The organism is Brevundimonas sp., assembly GCF_965227765.1.
In the GTDB taxonomy this organism is placed as follows: Bacteria; Pseudomonadota; Alphaproteobacteria; order Caulobacterales; family Caulobacteraceae; genus Brevundimonas.
Map to the genome: position 1 here is coordinate 1,947,759 of NZ_OZ245778.1, position 17,235 is coordinate 1,964,993.

The 17,235-nt window shown below is 65.8% G+C and carries 12 protein-coding genes; 4 read left to right on the forward strand and 8 right to left on the reverse strand.

Features of this window, described 5'->3' with window-relative positions; all coding sequences use genetic code 11:
* Positions 1-27: 27 nt before the first annotated feature.
* The 8 genes from pyrH to ACO05L_RS09450 all read right to left on the reverse strand — a co-directional run bounded on the left by pyrH (position 28) and on the right by ACO05L_RS09450 (position 11,778).
* A complete protein-coding gene (pyrH, locus tag ACO05L_RS09415; protein WP_421728921.1) occupies positions 28-771 on the reverse strand; it encodes a UMP kinase in 744 nt (247 codons plus the stop codon).
* A gap of 118 nt (positions 772-889) precedes the next feature.
* A complete protein-coding gene (locus ACO05L_RS09420; protein WP_421728922.1) occupies positions 890-2,506 on the reverse strand; it encodes a M20/M25/M40 family metallo-hydrolase in 1,617 nt (538 codons plus the stop codon).
* 148 nt (positions 2,507-2,654) lie between these two features.
* Positions 2,655-3,599, reverse strand: a complete 945-nt coding sequence (tsf, locus tag ACO05L_RS09425; RefSeq protein WP_421728923.1) for a translation elongation factor Ts — start codon at positions 3,597-3,599, stop codon at positions 2,655-2,657.
* Positions 3,600-3,689: 90 nt separating this feature from the next.
* Positions 3,690-4,598 carry a 30S ribosomal protein S2 gene (gene rpsB / locus ACO05L_RS09430; RefSeq protein WP_421728924.1) on the reverse strand — a complete coding sequence of 303 codons (909 nt, stop codon included), beginning with the start codon at positions 4,596-4,598 and terminating at the stop codon, positions 3,690-3,692.
* Positions 4,599-4,825: 227 nt separating this feature from the next.
* Positions 4,826-5,422, reverse strand: coding sequence for a DUF4142 domain-containing protein (locus ACO05L_RS09435; protein WP_421728925.1), 597 nt, complete (start codon positions 5,420-5,422; stop codon positions 4,826-4,828).
* A 110-nt stretch (positions 5,423-5,532) separates the two neighbouring features.
* Positions 5,533-6,969 carry a D-alanyl-D-alanine carboxypeptidase/D-alanyl-D-alanine endopeptidase gene (dacB, locus tag ACO05L_RS09440; protein ID WP_421728926.1) on the reverse strand — a complete coding sequence of 479 codons (1,437 nt, stop codon included), beginning with the start codon at positions 6,967-6,969 and terminating at the stop codon, positions 5,533-5,535.
* Between the two features lie 121 nt (positions 6,970-7,090).
* On the reverse strand, positions 7,091-10,567 hold the full coding sequence (dnaE, locus tag ACO05L_RS09445) for a DNA polymerase III subunit alpha (protein WP_421728927.1): 3,477 nt from the start codon (positions 10,565-10,567) through the stop codon (positions 7,091-7,093).
* Between the two features lie 482 nt (positions 10,568-11,049).
* A complete protein-coding gene (locus ACO05L_RS09450; protein WP_421728928.1) occupies positions 11,050-11,778 on the reverse strand; it encodes a response regulator transcription factor in 729 nt (242 codons plus the stop codon).
* A gap of 169 nt (positions 11,779-11,947) precedes the next feature.
* Between ACO05L_RS09450 and ACO05L_RS09455 the strand changes: the two genes are divergently transcribed.
* The 4 genes from ACO05L_RS09455 to ACO05L_RS09470 all read left to right on the forward strand — a co-directional run bounded on the left by ACO05L_RS09455 (position 11,948) and on the right by ACO05L_RS09470 (position 17,184).
* A complete protein-coding gene (locus ACO05L_RS09455) occupies positions 11,948-12,424 on the forward strand; it encodes a hypothetical protein (RefSeq protein WP_421728929.1) in 477 nt (158 codons plus the stop codon).
* A gap of 100 nt (positions 12,425-12,524) precedes the next feature.
* On the forward strand, positions 12,525-14,309 hold the full coding sequence (locus ACO05L_RS09460; protein ID WP_421728930.1) for an acyl-CoA dehydrogenase: 1,785 nt from the start codon (positions 12,525-12,527) through the stop codon (positions 14,307-14,309).
* 95 nt (positions 14,310-14,404) lie between these two features.
* On the forward strand, positions 14,405-16,633 hold the full coding sequence (locus ACO05L_RS09465; RefSeq protein ID WP_421728931.1) for a S9 family peptidase: 2,229 nt from the start codon (positions 14,405-14,407) through the stop codon (positions 16,631-16,633).
* A complete protein-coding gene (locus tag ACO05L_RS09470; protein WP_421728932.1) occupies positions 16,630-17,184 on the forward strand; it encodes a GNAT family N-acetyltransferase in 555 nt (184 codons plus the stop codon). Before ACO05L_RS09465 ends, ACO05L_RS09470 begins: the two co-directional genes overlap by 4 nt.
* Positions 17,185-17,235: the final 51 nt, after the last annotated feature.

The following is a 17,235-nucleotide window of genomic DNA, read 5'->3' on the forward strand; positions in this document are numbered from 1 at the left end:
GGGGTTCTCCTGCAGGTCTCTTGTCGTCTATTCGGCGGCGGTGGGGTCGCTGATGACCGTGAAGGTCCCCTCGCCGCTCAGGGTCTTGCGCAGCGAATCCTCTTCGCGGATCGAGAAGACCACGATCGGGATGCCGCTTTCGCGCATCAGGGCGATTGCGGCTGCGTCCATGACCTTCAGGTTCTGCGCCAGAACGTCCTGATAGGTAAGGTGATCGTACCGCGTCGCCGACTTGTCCTTCTTGGGGTCGGCCGAATAGACGCCGTCCACGGACGTGCCCTTCAACAGAGCGTCGCAGTTCATCTCGGCCGCCCGCAGCGCCGCTGCCGTATCGGTCGTGAAATAGGGGTTGCCTGTGCCGGCGGCGAAGATGACCACACGGCCCTTCTCCATATGGCGGACGGCGCGACGGCGGATATAGGGCTCTGCGACGGCGGCCATCGGAATGGCGCTCTGCACCCGCGTCTGCACGCCGATCTTCTCAAGCGCGTTCTGCATGGCCAGGGCGTTCATGACCGTGGCCAGCATGCCCATATAGTCGGCGCTGGCGCGTTCCATGTCGGCGGCGGCCTTGGACAGGCCGCGGAAGATATTGCCGCCGCCGATGACCAGGCAGATCTCGGTGCCGCTCTCGACGACGCGCTTGATGGCGGCCGCAACGCCGTCGACGGTCGCCATGTCGATACCATAGCCCTGATCGCCCATCAGGACCTCGCCCGAGACCTTCAGCAGGACGCGTTTGTAACGGGACGAGGAGGAAGCGTCGGACATGAGGATCTCAATAGGCGGAATCGGGCGGGTTCTTATAGCCGAAGCTTGGGCCGGGCTTCAAAAGTCCGAAAAATTTAAGCGTCAGCGGGACATTATGCCCCGCTGACGCCCTGCCTGCCTAGTTCGGGGTCGGGTAGCTGAACGGATCGCTGGGGGTCGGCCGCGTCGGCATCGGCATACGCGGCAAGGGTTCGTCGCTGTTGGCGGCGCTCAACAGCACACTGGCCAGCACCACGGCGGCTTGTCGCAGGTCATCGGCCCTCAGGTGATCGTAGGAATCGATCGAGGTGTGATGCAGGCGGCTGCTGTAGTCCAGCGGGTCCTGAATGAACTGGTAACCGGGAATGCCCACCGACTGCATATAGACGTGGTCGGTGCCGCCTGCGTTTCGCATCGACACGGTCGAGACACCCATGCTCTCGAATGGCTCCAGCCACTGCTGGAAGATAGGGGCGGCCGCGATATTGCCCTCGGCGTTGATGCCGCGGATCTTGCCCGAACCGTTGTCCAGATTGAAATAGGCCACCAGATCGCGATAGCCCGCGCGCGGCTCGATCGGCCAGCGGGCGCGCCAGGTCTGGTTGTTCGGAAGGGCGGCCAGCGCGGGATCGCTGGACGGCGCACGGGTGGCCAGGTGCTGGTCGACATAGGCCAGCGACCCCAGGATGCCCTGCTCCTCACCGCTCCACAGGGCGAAACGGATGGTCCGCTTGGGACGCACGCCCATGGTCTTCAGGATGCGGGCTGCCTCCATGATGACAGCAGACCCCGCAGCATTGTCGACAGCGCCGTCGGATGCGGCCCAACTGTCCAGATGGGCGCCGGCCATCACATACTCACCAGACCGGCTGGAGCCCGGAATATCGGCGATGATGTTATAGGCGCGGGTGTCCTCGTCGTGGAACTGGACCTCGCTCATCAGCTCCAGCGTTGGCGGGGCCTCGGTCAGGGCCAGACGCGCCAGGCGGCGATAATCCTCGGCCGCCAGTTCGATGCCCGGCGTCAGGGGCGTAGCGCCGACCTGATAGGTGTAGCCCGTGCCATGCAGCAGCCCGCCCTCGCGCTGGCTCATCCGCACCATGGCCAATGCGCCTTCCTCGACCAGGAAGGCGTCCAGACGCCCGGCGAATTGGGCGCGGCCGGACAGTGCGGCCTTTTCGGCGGCAGCCGGGTCGTTGCGGGGCTGAACGAAGGTGGCGGGATCAGCCAGATCCTCGTCCGTCAGTCGCTTGAACGCCGGCTCGGTCGGCTCACCGCCGTTGTCGGGCTGGGTGATCAGGACGATCTTGCCACGCAGCTTGCCCTTCCAGGCGTCGAATTGGGCGGCTGCGGTGATGGGGGCGACCACGATGGGGCCCGAGATCACGCCATTGGTGCCCGGCGTCCAGGCGATGGGGATGGCGCGCAGGTCCATCACACGCGGCTCGGTCATCCGGGCGCTGGATCGCACAGCCGACCAGCCTCGGCCGAACTCGAAGCCCTCGGCATGGACATTGGACAGGCCCCAGCTGCGGAACCGCTCCTGGGTCCACTGTTCGGCCTGGCGCATCTGGGGCGAGTTGGTCATCCGGCCTCCGATCCGATCCGTCAGATAGGCGGCTGTCTGCATCACCTCACTGTGGTTCAGCCCTTGATCGACGATGCCGTTGACGGCGGCCCGGTCAACGGGCTGGGCGGACAATGGGCCAGCAGCCAGCAGGGCGACGACGGAAACGGCGGCGAACAGACGCGTCATGGAAAGCCTCTTCAAGAATCACTCCCGCCATTTGCCGCGACAGGTCGCCGGGGTGCAAACCCAAACGGAGGTCCCTGAAGCCGCAGGGGTCAAACGAAAGGGCCGGCGATCGCTCGCCGGCCCTCGTCGCATCGCAACAATCCGTGGATCAGGCTTGCGGCGCCATCATCGACGCGACTTCCGACGCGAAATCGGGGCCTTCGACCTTCTCGACGCCTTCACCCAGGGCCAGGCGCACGAAGCCAGCCAGGTGCAGGTTGGACGAGCCGAGTTCCTTGGCCGAGTTGGCGACCAGTTGCTCGATGGTGACGTCCGGGTCCATGACGAACGGCTGCTTGGTCAGCACCACGTCCTTCTGGAACTTGTTGATCTGGCCATCGACGATCTTGGCGATCATGTTTTCCGGCTTGCCTTCTTCCTTGGCCTTTTCGGTCAGGACCTGACGTTCCTTCTCGATGGCGGCGGGGTCCAGATCGTCGGTGTTCAGCGACAGAGGCGCGGTGGCGGCAACGTGCATGGCGATCTTGCGGCCCAGCTCGCGCAGAGCAGCCTGGTCGCCTTCACCTTCCAGCGCCACCAGCACGCCGATACGGCCCAGGCCTGGCGAGACGGCGTTGTGGACGTAGGAGGCGACGACGCCTTCCGACACCGCCAGACGGGCCGCGCGACGCAGCTGCATGTTCTCACCGATGGTGGCGATCATGCTGGTGACTTCGTCCTGAACGGTCTTGCCGGCTTCCAGAACGGCGCCGTGCAGGTCCTCGACCGAACCATGCTCCAGACCGTGCTGTGCGAACGACTTGGCGGCGTTCTGGAACAGCTCGTTGCGGGCGACGAAGTCGGTTTCCGAGTTGAACTCGATGGCGGCGCCGATTTCGCCCTTGCCTTCAGCGCGCGAGGCGACGGCGACCAGGCCCTCGGCGGCGACGCGGTCGGCCTTCTTGGCGGCCTTGGACAGGCCCTTGGCGCGCAGCCAGTCGATTGCCGCAGCGATGTCGCCGTCGGTTTCCTGAAGCGCCTTCTTGCAATCCATCATGCCGACGCCCGACTTGGCGCGGAGTTCCATCACGAGGGCGGCTGTAATCTCGGCCATTATAGTCTCCTGAGTATCTGTAAGCGGTAACGGCCGGACTCTGGTGAGCCCGGCCGCAAAGTTTAACCGTCGGAAAAAGCCGGGTGCGGCTTAGACCGCGGCCTTCTCGGTTTCGACGGCGTCGTTAGCTTCCGACGTTGCGGCCTGCGCGGCTTCGTCGGCGACGGCCGGTTCAGCAGCGGCTTCAAGTTCAGCAGCGACCGCTTCAGTGCCAGCCGGAGCCGGATCAGCAGCGATCGGAGCCGAAGCCTCGGCCAGCATGGGCTCGACGGGGTTTTCCGACGCACCCAGATCGACGCCCGAGTGCGAGGCGCCGGCGGCCAGACCGTCCAGAACGGCGTCGGCGATCAGGTCGCAGTAGGTCTGGATGGCGCGCGCGGCGTCATCGTTGCCCGGGATCGGATAGGTGATGCCGTCCGGATCCGAGTTGGTGTCCAGAATGGCGATGACCGGGATGTTCAGCTTGCGGGCTTCAAGGATCGCGATGGCTTCCTTGTTGGTGTCGATCACGAACATGATGTCGGGGATCGAGCCCATGTCCTTGATGCCGCCCAGCGACAGCTCCAGCTTGTCCTTCTCACGCGTCAGCGTGACCAGTTCCTTCTTGACCCGGCCTTCGCCGCCGCGTTCCAGAATGCCTTCCAGCTCGCGCAGGCGAGCGATCGAGCCCGACACGGTGCGCCAGTTGGTCAGGGTGCCGCCGAGCCAGCGGTGGTTCACATAGTATTGGGCGCAGCGCTTGGCGGATTCAGCGACCGGATCCGAAGCCTGGCGCTTGGTGCCGACGAACAGAACGCGACCACCCTTGGCGGCCACGTCGCGCACGGCGACCAGAGCCTGGTGGAACAGCGGGATCGACTGCGACAGGTCGATGATGTGGATGTTGGAGCGCGAGCCGAAGATGTAGCGGTCCATCTTCGGGTTCCAGCGGTGCGTCTGGTGACCAAAGTGGGCGCCGGCTTCGAGCAGCGTGCGCATGGAGAATTCTGGCAGAGCCATTGTGGAAGTCCTTTTTCCGATTATTCCGCCGCAGACGGTGAAAGAGGCCAGGTGGCTTCCTCGGAACGGAGCGGATCGGGATGTCTCCCCGGAACGCGCCACGCCTGCGTGTGAAGTGGGCGGGCATATAGGCGGATAAGGCCGCCAAGGCAAGCGCGGCCGAAGAAAAGGGCGGCCCTTGCGGGGCCGCCCTTCAAGACCTCAATCAATCCAGGCCCAACCTAAGCCTACATCGCGTCCAGCATCCGCTGGGCGTGGTCGCGGTGGGCAGTGACCTTGGGGATGATCTCGCCAGCCAGGGCGGCCAGGCGCGGCGTCGCGGTGTTGTCCTTATAGCCATTCAGCATCGTCAGCGCCTCGTTGTGGGCGGCGACTTGCTGGGTCAGCCAGACCTTGTCGAAGTCGGCATTGGTTGCGGAGTTCAGATTGTCCAGCAAGCCCTTGCGCCGCTCGTCCAGCTGCGTCGGAAGGGCCACGTCAGGCGCCTCGGCGGGGGCGGCGGCCTTAAGCTTTGCAGTCGAAGCGGTGTGATCGGTCGTGATCATCGCCGCCAGTTCCTTGACCCCGGCGTTGCTCGAACGCGAAGACGCAATCTTTGCGGCCTCAAGCTCGTACATGTCGGACATGGCCAGGGCGGGCACGAAGGCTACCGCAGTATTGGCGCCGAGCACCCCCGCCGAGGTCTGACCGACGACGCCGGAGGTGGCGTCCTGAACGGCCGTTGCCGCGGCGTCCGCATCCTGTTTGGCGTCGGTCTGTTCAGCCTGGGTACAGGCGCCCAGAAGGGCAAGGGTGGCGGCGCCGGCCAGAAGCATGCGTGTCATTGAGCGATCTCCTTTGGAAGTTCTGGGATGAAACACGCCTAGGCGAGCATCCGTTCCTCCGTCGGCTGGGCGACACGGCTTAGAGATCTTTCCACACCGGCAGGATGGGCTCAGTTCGCGGCTGCCAGCGCCACCAGAGCACGGTCCATCGCCTCGACGGCCGAACCCGCCGTCGAAGGCCTGTCATTGGCGTAGATCGAAAACACCAGGGTCTGGCCGCTGGCAGCCGTCAGGAACCCGGCCAGGGCGTTGACGCCGTTCAAGGTGCCGGTCTTGGCGAAAACCCGGCCTTCCAGCGGTGTGCCCACGAACCGCCGCGCCAAGGTGCCGTCCCGCCCGCCGACCGGCAGGGTCTCGCGCCAGGCAACGCCCCAGGGCTGGCGGGCCGTCCACAGCAGAAAGGTCGTCGTGGCGCGGGGTGTGACGCGGTTGTAGGCCGACATCCCCGATCCGTCGTGCAGATCGAAAGCCGCCCGATCCACCCCCGCCTCAGCCAAGACGGCCTCGACCTGTTCCAGTCCGGCGGCCCTTGAGCCGGTCCCGTCCAGTCCACCCAGACGGCGCAGTATCAGTTCGGCCTGCAGGTTCTGACTGACCTTGGAAATCCGGGTCAGGGTTTCCAGCAGGGGCGGACGCGGCAGACGCGCGATCTCTACACCCTCAAGATCGGCCTCGACTGGCTCGGACCCTGCCCTGCTCCCTGCCCTGGGTTGACCGTCATCGCTAAGGGTCAGGGGACGGTGGCGCTCGCGGACTCCACCCTCGACCACCACGCCCCTCTGCATCAGAAGTCGGCGGAACCGGGCAGCCGCAGCCACGGCCGGATCATCGAGCCCGATCCGGATCGTCGTCGGCACGGCGCCGACAGCCATCACGCCGTAAAGGCGCGCGACATTGCCACCCGGCCGCCGCTCGATCCGCAGGTCGGTGTCGCCGTCCGCCACCGTCAGGGCCGTGTTCTCGAGCGTCAGGACGTCGCTTAAGGCCAGGGCGTCGTCGCCATCCCGCCACGCCGCCCGCACAGGCTCTCCCAGGCCAGCACCGGGCGCGACTTCCAGCAAAACGGTATTGTCGTTGACCGTCAGGGCCGAGACCGCAGCCCCATAGGGTTCCTGCATATCCTCCCAACTCCAGCCCGGTCCCCAGCGTTCGTCGGGGTAAAGACGGTCGTCACCGATGACCGCTCCAATGTGATCGCCGGTCTGGCTAAGGTAAGCCGCCGCCGCATCGGCCAGCGCTACCAGACAAGTCTCGATACAGTCTGGCCCATCGCCCAGGGCCGGATCGCCGGCGCCGACCAGCACCAGATCCGGCAGACCGCCTTCCACAGGCATGACCAGCCTGACCGAGGTCCCATCCCCCAGGTCGGGCGCTTCGATCCCGTCCAGCCGGGCGAAAGCCGTCGCCGTGGTGAATATCTTCGTGTTGGACGCCGGCATGAAGCGATCATCGGGGTGAATCTCGGCGACCGTCTCACCCGAGACCGTCATCGCCAGCAGACCCCAGCGCGTTCCCGCCAGTGCCGGCGTGTTCAGTATGGCAGCCACCTGCCCGACGACAGGCGCTGCCCGGTGACTGGACAGGCCCGGTGACGCGCAGGCTGACGCCAACAGGCACAGACCCGCCACCAGACTCTTCAAGACCAATCTCACGGAACCCGACCCGGCATCAGGCGTCTTCCAGCATCAACACGCCCGGCGCCGTCTTGAGCGCCCCGCGCAGGGCCGCATCCAATCGGTAGCGTCCGGGCAGTCTCACCTCCACCTCGCGGCGGCCGTCGAGCGAGGCCACAAGCGAAATCTCGCCCCCCTTGCCGTTCGATCCGTTGGCCGACTGCGACCTTTCAAGCCGCGACCGGATCGCCTCTGGGTCCGTCCCGCGCGCCGAGACATGGATGCGCAGCCCGGCGGTGGACTCATCGATCAGGGTGTCCAGCCTGGACGCATCGTCGCCGAAGAACCGTACCTCTCCGTCCGAGGATTTGGCGCGGATACGGACTAAAACCGAGGTTCCGACCTCCAGCACATCCCGGCATTTCCTCAGTTGCTCCGGCGGAAACAGGCATTCGAACTCGCCCGTGGGATCGGAGAAGTTGACGAAGGCGAACTTCTCTCCGGTCCGGGCGCTGGCGCGTTCCTGCCGGCGACGAACAACCCCGGCCATCATGAAGGCTTCATGGCCCTGTTCGGCCAGGGCTGTAGCCTCGGCGACGAAGGTCACCCGTTTGCGCTTCAGCGCCGGGATCATGTCCTCCAGCGGGTGGCCGGAAAGATAGAAGCCGACTGAAGACAGCTCGTGGTCAAGTTGCTCAGGCCCGATCCAGGGATCGACGGTGCGCAGCCGAGGCCTGGACGCATTGGCCTGATCCGCGCCGAACAGAGAGACCTGCGACGAGGCGCGTTCGGCCGCCACCGACTGGCAATAGCCGATCAGAACATCGGCCTGTTCCAGCAGTTGGCGCCGGTTGGGATGGATACTGTCAAAAGCGCCGGCCTTGGCCAGGCCTTCCAGCGCCCGCTTGTTGACCGCGCGCGGGTCGACACGTTCCAGGAAGTCGAAGATGTCGACGAAACGCCCGCCGGTTTCGCGCACCTCGACGAGGTGTTTCATCGCCTCCAGCCCGACGTTGCGGATGGCCCCCAGTGCATAGAGGACGGCGCCCTTCTCGCCTTCCCAGCTGACGTCGAAGTCGGCCGAGGATCGGTTCACGTCGGGCGCCAGAACCGGCACGTCGAACTTGCGGGCGTCCTGGTAGAAGACCGCCAGCTTGTCGGTATTCGACAGGTCCAGCGACATGGAGGCGGCGAAGAACTCGACCGGGTGGTTCGCCTTCAGCCAGCCCGTCTGATAGCTGATCAGCGCATAGGCGGCGGCGTGCGACTTGTTGAAGCCATAGCCGGCGAACTTGGCGACCAGCTCGAAGATGCCGTCCGACTGCTGTTCCGGCACGGACTTTTCGGAGGCGCCCTTGATGAAGCGCGCCTTCTGGAAATCCATCTCCTCCTTCTTCTTCTTGCCCATAGCGCGGCGAAGAAGGTCGGCCTCGCCGAGGCTGTAGCCGGCCAGGATCTGGGCGATCTTCATCACCTGTTCCTGGTAGATGATGACCCCGTAGGTCTCCGTCAGCACCTCTTTCAGCGACGGGTGCAGGTAATCCACCTCGGCCCGGCCGAACTTGCGGTCGATGTAGGTGTCGATCATCTCCATCGGGCCAGGCCGATAGAGGGAGATCAGGGCGGTGATCTCCTCGATGGAGCCACAGCGCATCTTGCGCAGAGTGTCGCGCATGCCCTGAGATTCCAGCTGGAACACTCCGACCGTCTGGCCCGAGGCCATCAGCTCATAGGTCTTGCCGTCGTCCAGGGGCAGTAGGTTGAAATCGAGCGCCGCCCCTCGCCGGCTCAGATAGCCGTGCGCCCGGTCCAGCACCGTCAGGGTCTTCAGGCCGAGGAAGTCGAACTTCACCAGGCCGGCGGGCTCGACCCATTTCATGTTGAACTGGGTCGCCGGAATGTCCGAACGCGGGTCCTGATACAGTGGCGTCAGTTCGACCAGGGGGCGGTCGCCGATGACGATGCCGGCGGCGTGGGTCGAGGCGTTGCGATACAGCCCTTCCAGCTCCAGCGCCGTTTCCAGCAGGGTCTGGACCGAGCGTTCGGCGTCGCGGGCCTCTTTCAGCCTGGGTTCCAGGTCGATGGCCTGGGCCAGGGTGACCGGCGCCGCCGGGTTGTTCGGCACCATCTTGCAGAGCCGGTCCACCTGACCCAGGGGCATCTGCAACACCCGGCCCACGTCGCGCAGCACGGCCCGCGCCTGCAGGGTGCCGAATGTAATGATCTGCGCCACCCGGTCCTTGCCGTAGCGCTGCTGCACATAGGAGATGACCTCCTCGCGCCGCTCCTGGCAGAAGTCGATGTCGAAGTCGGGCATGGAAACCCGTTCAGGGTTCAGGAAACGCTCGAACAGCAGGCCGAACCGCAAGGGGTCCAGGTCGGTGATGGTCAGGGCCCAGGCGACAAGCGACCCGGCGCCCGACCCCCGCCCCGGCCCCACGGGGATGCCGTGCGACTTGGCCCACTTGATGAAGTCGGCAACGATCAGGAAGTAACCTGGGAATCCCATCTGCTGGATGATCCCCACCTCCCACTCGAGCCGGGTCCAGTATTCCTCTTCCGGCATCGCAGGCGTGACCTGGCGAAGTCGCTCCTTGAGACCCTCGCGGGCCTGATGCATCAGTTCGTCGGGCTCGGAGCGGCCGTCGCCGGTGTCGAAACGCGGCAGGATCGGTGGATGGGTCTTGACCAGGAAGGCGCAGCGGCGGGCGATGTCGATGGTGTTGTCGCAGGCCTCAGGCAGGTCGGCGAACAGCTTGCGCATCTCCGCAGCCGGCTTGAACCAATGCTGGTCGGTGATCCGGCGACGGTCCTCCTGACCGGTGAAGGCGCCGTCGGCGATACACAGCAGAGCGTCGTGCGACTTGGCCTGGGCCTGTTTGGCGTAGTGGACGTCGTTGGTGGCGACCAAGGGCGCGTCGTGGTCATAGGCCCATTCGACCAGCCCCTGTTCCGCCTGGCCTTCCGCCGGCAGGCCATGCCTTTGCAATTCGACGTAGAAGCGGTCGCCGAAGACGGCGGCCATGGCGTCCAGCGCAAGGCGGGCCTCAGCGGGCTTGGACTGGACGAACAGCGGATCGACCGGTCCATCGGGTCCCCCCGACAACAGGATCAAACCTTCTGAGTGGGCGCTCACTCGCTCCCACGGCACATGAGGCTCGTCGTCGCCAGCATCGAGATAGGCGGATGACGACAGGGCGCACAGGTTGAGCCAGCCGACCTCGTCCTGGCAGATCAGGACCACGGTCGGAACCTTGGTCCAGCGCTGACCGGCCTTGCCGCCGATTCCGGACACCGGAAGCGCGCAAGCGATCAGCGGCTGGACCCCAGCGCCCTTGGCCGCCTCGGAAAACTCGAGCGCGCCGAACAGATTGACCCGGTCGGCCACCGCCACGGCGGGCATACCTGCGTCGGCCGCCAGCTTACCGACCTTGCTGGCCTTGATCGCGCCTTCCAGCAGCGAATAGGCCGAGCGGACCCGCAGGTGGACGAACCCGTCGCCCGACGCCTGGAATGGGGCCGGATCAGACATTCTGCATTTCCGGCTTCATCGTCACGCCTTCGCCCTCGGTATGTTCACCCCTGTCGCCTTGCTCCCAAAACGACAGAGACAGGACCGCGGCCTACGCCTACGCGACCTGAGTCGCCAGCAGGGCGGCCTGCCAAACCATCCAGACAAACCCGCCGCACGATGCAAGCGACAGCATATCTCTCATCACCCTCGGCATGGCCTTATCCCCAGATTGAGCGTTCTTGGAATGTTCTATGTTGCGGATTTGTTCTCGTCAAGCACAGGCTGTGGATTGAACGTGCGTCTGGTGTCCACAGGGTCTAGGAAGCGCAGCGCCCCCTGCTCCGCCGTTTCGACGAGAGCGTCTGCGCAGGAGTATCCCGATGGCCAAGGGGCAGGTTCGGAGCAACAAGGAAACGCGCAAGCCCAAGGCCGAAAAGCCGAAACCCGCTGTGGCGGTGGGGACCTCGCCCTCTACCCAGCCACCCGGCAAGAAATAGGCGTCAGCCGCCCGGCAGGAAGCCTATCCGCGTCAAGGCCGACACCAGGGCGGCCGTATTGGGCGACTGTGTCTTCTTCAGCAGGCTGGCGCGAAAGAACTCGATCGTGCGGGGGCTGAGGCCCAAGGTCTGGGCGATCTGCTTGGTCGTGCGTCCCGCCACCACCAGATCGGCGACCTGGCGTTCGCGGCGCGTGAAGGTCAGCACATCGGTGCGCGGCACGGTGGCCAGTACCTTCAGACCGCGCCGGGCCGAGGCGATCAGCACCTCAGGGGTCGCGGGCTTGGGCACCACATCGTCCACGCCCAGTCGCATCGCGTCGACGGTTGTCATCACGTCCACATAGGCGCTGACCAGAATAATCGAGTGCCGAGCCAGGGCGCAGAAGGCGGCGACCAGATCCAGACCCTCGACGCCCGGCATCTTGAGATCGACGACGATACAGGTGGGTTCGCTTTCCGAAGCCCACATCAGGGCGTCGAGCGGATCGTGGAAGCCGATCACGGGAAAACCCGCGACCTCAAAACTGAGCACGATCATGGCCAGAACCGAGGGATCGTCGTCGATCACCACGATCTCGGTCCTTGTGTCCGCAGGAGACAGGGCCTCGGCGTCGTTCAGGTCGACGTCGTGGTCTGCAGGCCGCTCCCTGCCGTGACCGTCGATCCCGGCGGCGGCGAGCGAGTTCCTGGCTCCGAACCTGCCCGCTGAATCCGCCCTGCTTTGCGGCAAACCCTTATCCACGCCCAGCAACTTGCTCCACCTCTCCCTACCGTCCTCCGACCGCGCCGGGAACCTTAGGATACATCTCAACCTGCACGGTAAAACCTCGTAGCACCACGCAGTTGATGATCGTCCAGCCCGTGTGACAGGCATCGTACACAGTACGAGGTTACCAAAGATGTCATCGTTAGACGCGGTGCTGGTTCTGACGGCCCTCTCTGCCGGTCTGTCAGAAACGCACCTGCGGAGTGCTCAGAATTCCCTGAGAATTCGACAGCTATCCGCCTTGGGTATCACCGGTATATTCGTTCGCGAGCGTAGGGCTGTGCTCTACCGGCTGGAGGGAGAAGCCGATGATATCGATCGATTTCTGGGCCAGTTGACGCCGGAGGCCGATGAATCGCTTTTGGTCCTTATCGACCGCTGGAAGATCCCGGGACAGGCGAGGCTGCGCGCCCAGCTGCACGAGGCCGTGCTGCTCGGGGGTGAGCGTGATTGGCTACGACGACAACTGTCCGCTCCGGATATCGACGCCGGGCTAATCCGTCTGTTCACCCTGTGGCTAAGGCTCCGCGCCACGGAACAGGCCCTGGGTCTGACGCTGGATTTTACCGCCAGTTCTCTGGATCGTTTCCCGGACGCATCCCACGACTGAGACGCCGCCCCGCCTTCAGACTGTGCCGGGACGCTGACCCATTGCCTGACGCGGCGGCATCGGGTCATAGGACTGCGAAACCTCGCCGGAGCCGCCGACCATGCCCTATCGTTCGCCCGTTCGTGACATCGCCTTCAGCCTGACCGAGGTCGCGGGCGTGGATCAACTTGCCGCCACCGGCGCGTTTCCCGACTTCGACGCGGACCTGATGAACGCGGTGCTGGAGGCGGCAGGATCCTTCTCCGACGGCGTGCTGGCCCCGCTGAACCGCCAGGGCGATCTGAAAGGCGCGACCTACGCCAACGGCTCGGTGACCGCCGCGCCGGGCTTCGGCGAGGCCTATCGCCAGTTCGCGGAGGGCGGCTGGACCGGGCTGACCGCCTCGGCCGAAGCCGGCGGACAGGCTCTGCCCAAGGCGCTGGAGCTGGCGGCCTACGAGACCGTCCAGGGCGCCAATATGGCCTTTGCCCTCTGCCCCATGCTCTCGCTGGCGGCCATCGAGGCGCTGGAACAGCACGGCACCGAAGAGCACAAGCGCGTCTATCTGCCCAAGCTGGTCTCGGGCGAGTGGACCGGCGCCATGGTCCTGACCGAGCCGGGCGCCGGCACGGATCTGGGCGCCCTGACCACCACGGCGACGCCGAACGGCGACGGCACCTATGCCCTGAACGGCCAGAAGATCTTCATCACCTGGGGCGACCACGACGCCACGCCCAACATCGTCCACATGGTGCTGGCCCGCCTGCCCGACGCTCCGGCCGGTCCCAAGGGCATCAGCCTGTTCCTAACGTCCAAATACGAGGTCAAGGACGACGGTTCGCTGGGCGCGCGCAACGACTTCCGGCCCGTAGGCATCGAGCACAAGCTGGGCATTCACGCCTCCCCGACCTGCGTCATGTCCTATGAGGGCGCGACGGCGACCCTGGTGGGCGCGCCCAATCAGGGCCTGGCCCATATGTTCGTCATGATGAACGCCGCCCGCGTCGCCGTCGGCGTCCAGGGCGTCGGCATCGCCGAGGTCGCCTATCAGCACGCCCTGGCCTATGCGCTGGAACGCAAGCAGGGCCGCTCGATCTGGACCGGAGAGGCCAACGCCCCCCTGTTCGACCTGCCTGACGTGCGCCGCATGCTGGCGGTGTCCAAGGCCAAGATCGAGGCCGCCCGCGCCATCTGCCTGTCGACCGGCGTCGCCGCCGACATGGCCCGCCACGCCGGTTCGGACGAGACGAAAGCCGCCTGGAAGGGCCGCGAGGACCTGTTCACCCCCATCGCCAAGGCCTGGTCCACCGACGTGGGTTGCGAGGTCGCCTCCCTGGGCGTGCAGATCCACGGCGGCATGGGCTTCATCGAGGAAACCGGCGCGGCTCAATACTATCGCGACGCCCGCATCACCCCGATCTACGAGGGCACCAACGGCATCCAGGCCATGGACCTGGTCGGCCGCAAGCTGTCCCAGGACGGCGGCGCCTCGGCCAAGGCCGTGATCGTCGAGATGCGCGAGACGGCGACGGCCCTCGGCCGGCTGTTTTCGGGCAAGCCGGTCGAGCGGTTCGTCAGCGCCGTCGAAGCGGTCGAGGACGCCACCCTGTGGCTGCTGGACGCCAAGGCCGACAAGGATCGCGCCGCCGACGTTCTGGCCGCCGCCGACGCCTATCTGAAGCTGCTGGGCGACGTGGTCGGCGGCTGGATGCTGGCCAAGGGCGCACTGGCGGCCAAGGCCAAGCTGGATGCGGGCGACGGCGACGTCGAATGGCTGGAAGGCAAGATCGGCCTCTATGAGGTCTATGCCGCCAACGTCTTGGGCCATGCGTCGAGCCGCCTCGCGGCCGTGGGGCAAGGCGGGGCGTTGCTGCAGAAAATGGGACGGACCGCGCTGGGGGCATAGGGCGGCCTTTTCCTTGGGCGGAAGAAGGAGGATTTGACCTGCCAGCGCCCTCGCGCCCATGGTCGGGACTATCCTTTTCCGTCCGTGAGTCCGTCATGAACCGCCGCGAACTGATCGCCTCGACTGCTGCCGCCGCCGCCATGGTCGGCGCCCCTCGCCTCGCCCAAGCCCACGCATCCGGAGCTTCGATGTCCAGCCTGCCCACGCCTCCGGTCGCCAAGAAGGTCCCCGTCACCATCACTCAGGTAGGCCGCACCCGCACCGACGACTATCAGTGGATGAAGGACGACAACTGGCAGGCCGTCCTCAAGGACCCGTCCCTCATTAAGGCCGATGTCCGCGACCATCTGAACCAAGAGAACGCCTATCGCGAAGCCGTCATGGCCTCGACCCTGCCGATGCAGGCGGCGATGTTCGAAGAGATGAAGGGCCGCATCAAGGAGGACGACAGCTCCGTCCCTATCCCCACCGGCTCGTTCGAGTATTTCATCGAATACCGGACCGGCGAGCAGCACCCCCGCTACATGCGCGTCGCCCGCCAAGGCCGGTTCGTCAACGAGGCCGGCGAGACGGTCAACATCAACTATATCCGCGCGCCCGACCCGCAACTGCTGCTGGACGCCAACCTGCTGGCCGAGGGCAAGGCCTATTCCGACGTAGGCGAGGCCACGGCCAGCCCCGACCACAGCCTGTTCGCCTATGCCGAGGACGCGCAAGGCTCCGAGGTCTACAAGATCTACGTCAAGGATCTGGCGACCGGCGAGGTCCTGCCTGGTGTCATCGGCGACACCGGCGGCAACTTCACCTTCTCGCCAGACAGCCAGTGGATCTTCTGGACCAACCGCGACGACAACGGCCGCCCCGACAAGATCTTCCGCCGCCCGGCGCGCGGCGGCGAGGCGACCCTGGTCTATGAAGAAGCCGACGACGGCATGTTCATCGGTATCCACCGCAGTTCCGACGACCGTTTCCTGTTGATCAACATCGCCAATCAGGAAACCTCTGAGACCCGCTACATCCCCGCAGCGACGCCGACGGCGACGCCCGTGGTGCTTGAGCCGCGCGTGGTCGGCCGACTGTATGACGCCGATCACTGGGGCGACCGTTGGGTGCTGCGGACCAATGCCGAGGCCCTGGACTTCCGCATCGTCGAGGCGCCGACCGAGGCCCCCGCCGCCGCCAACTGGAAGGACCTGGTCCCCTATCAGGCCGGGCATTTCATCGAGGGGATGGGGGTCTTCAAGGACTTCCTGGTCCGCCAGGAACGCGCCGACGCCAACAGCCGGATCATCGTGCGCGACCGCGCGGGCGCAGAGCACGAGATCGCCGTCGACGAGCCCGCATATGCTCTGGCCCTGTCGGGCTCGGCCGAGTTCGACACCGCGACGATGCGCTATGTCTATAACTCGCCGTCCACGCCCAGCCAGACCTTCGACTACGATATGGCGACGCGCGAACGGACCCTGAGAAAGACCCAGGAAGTCCCCTCGGGCCACAACATCGCCGACTATGTGGTCGAGCGGCTGAATGCGCCCGCGCCAGACGGCCAGCTTGTGCCCGTGACCATCCTTCGCCGCGCGACCACGCCGGTCGACGGCTCGGCGCCGGTGCTGCTGTACGGCTATGGCTCCTACGGCAATCCGATCCCGGCCAGCTTCTCGACCAACCGCTTCAGCCTGGTGGATCGCGGCTTCATCTACGCCATCGCCCACATTCGCGGCGGCTCGGACAAGGGCTGGAACTGGTTCCTCGACGCCCGTCGCCACACCAAGAAGAACACCTTCACCGACTTCATCGCCGCCGCCGAACACCTGATCGAGAACAAGTACGCCACGGCGGGCAACATCGTCGCCGAGGGTCGCTCGGCGGGCGGATTGCTGATGGGGGCGATCACCAACATGCGGCCCGACCTGTGGGCCGGGATCATCGGCGGCGTGCCCTTCGTCGACCTGATCAACACCATGTCGGACACCTCCCTGCCGCTGACGCCGCCCGAGTGGCCCGAGTGGGGCAACCCGATCGAGTCGGCCGAGGACTACGACTACATGATGAGCTACAGCCCCTACGACAACGTGGGGCCGATGGCCTATCCGGCGGTGCTGGCGACCGGCGGCCTGTCCGATCCGCGCGTCACCTACTGGGAGCCGGAAAAGTGGGTCGCCAAGCTGCGGCCGGCCACCACCTCGGGCAAGCCGATCCTGCTGAAGATCAACATGACGGCGGGGCATTTCGCGTCGTCGGGCCGGTTCGACTATCTGAAGGACATCGCCCACGACTACGCCTTCGCCGTCTGGGCCGTTGAAAAGGGCTGGGAAAAGGCGTGAGCCAAGTCTGCCTGGTCCGTGACGCCGTCGCGGGCGACCTGACGGCCATTACAGCCGTCTATGCCGAGGGGGTCCTCGTCGGCACGGGCACCTTCGAGCTGGCTCCGCCCGATGAGGCCGAGATGGCGCGCCGCATGGCCGCCATCGCCGAGGTTGGCATGCCCTGGCTGGTGGCGGAGATAGATGGCGCCGTGGTCGGCTATGCCTACGCCGGGCCGTTCCGCACCCGCTCTGCCTATCGCTATACGGTCGAGGATTCGATCTACATCCTTGCCTCGGCCCAGGGGCGTGGCGTCGGTCGGGCCCTGCTGGACGCCCTGGTCGCCCGTTGTGAAGCCGCCGGCGTGCGCCAGATCCTGGCCGTCATCGGCGACGCGGCCAACGAAGGCTCGGTGCGGCTGCACGCCGCCTGCGGCTTCGAACCGGCGGGCGCGATTACAGACGTGGGCTGGAAGTTCGATCGCTGGCTGGACGTTGTCTTCATGCAGAAGGCGCTCGGCGCCGGCGGCGATCAGCCTCCGGACGGGCCAGGGATGCCGCTGAAGGGTTGAGGCCCACAACGCGCGGTCGTGATTCCCCAGGGCGGCGACCTGGCGCGGTTA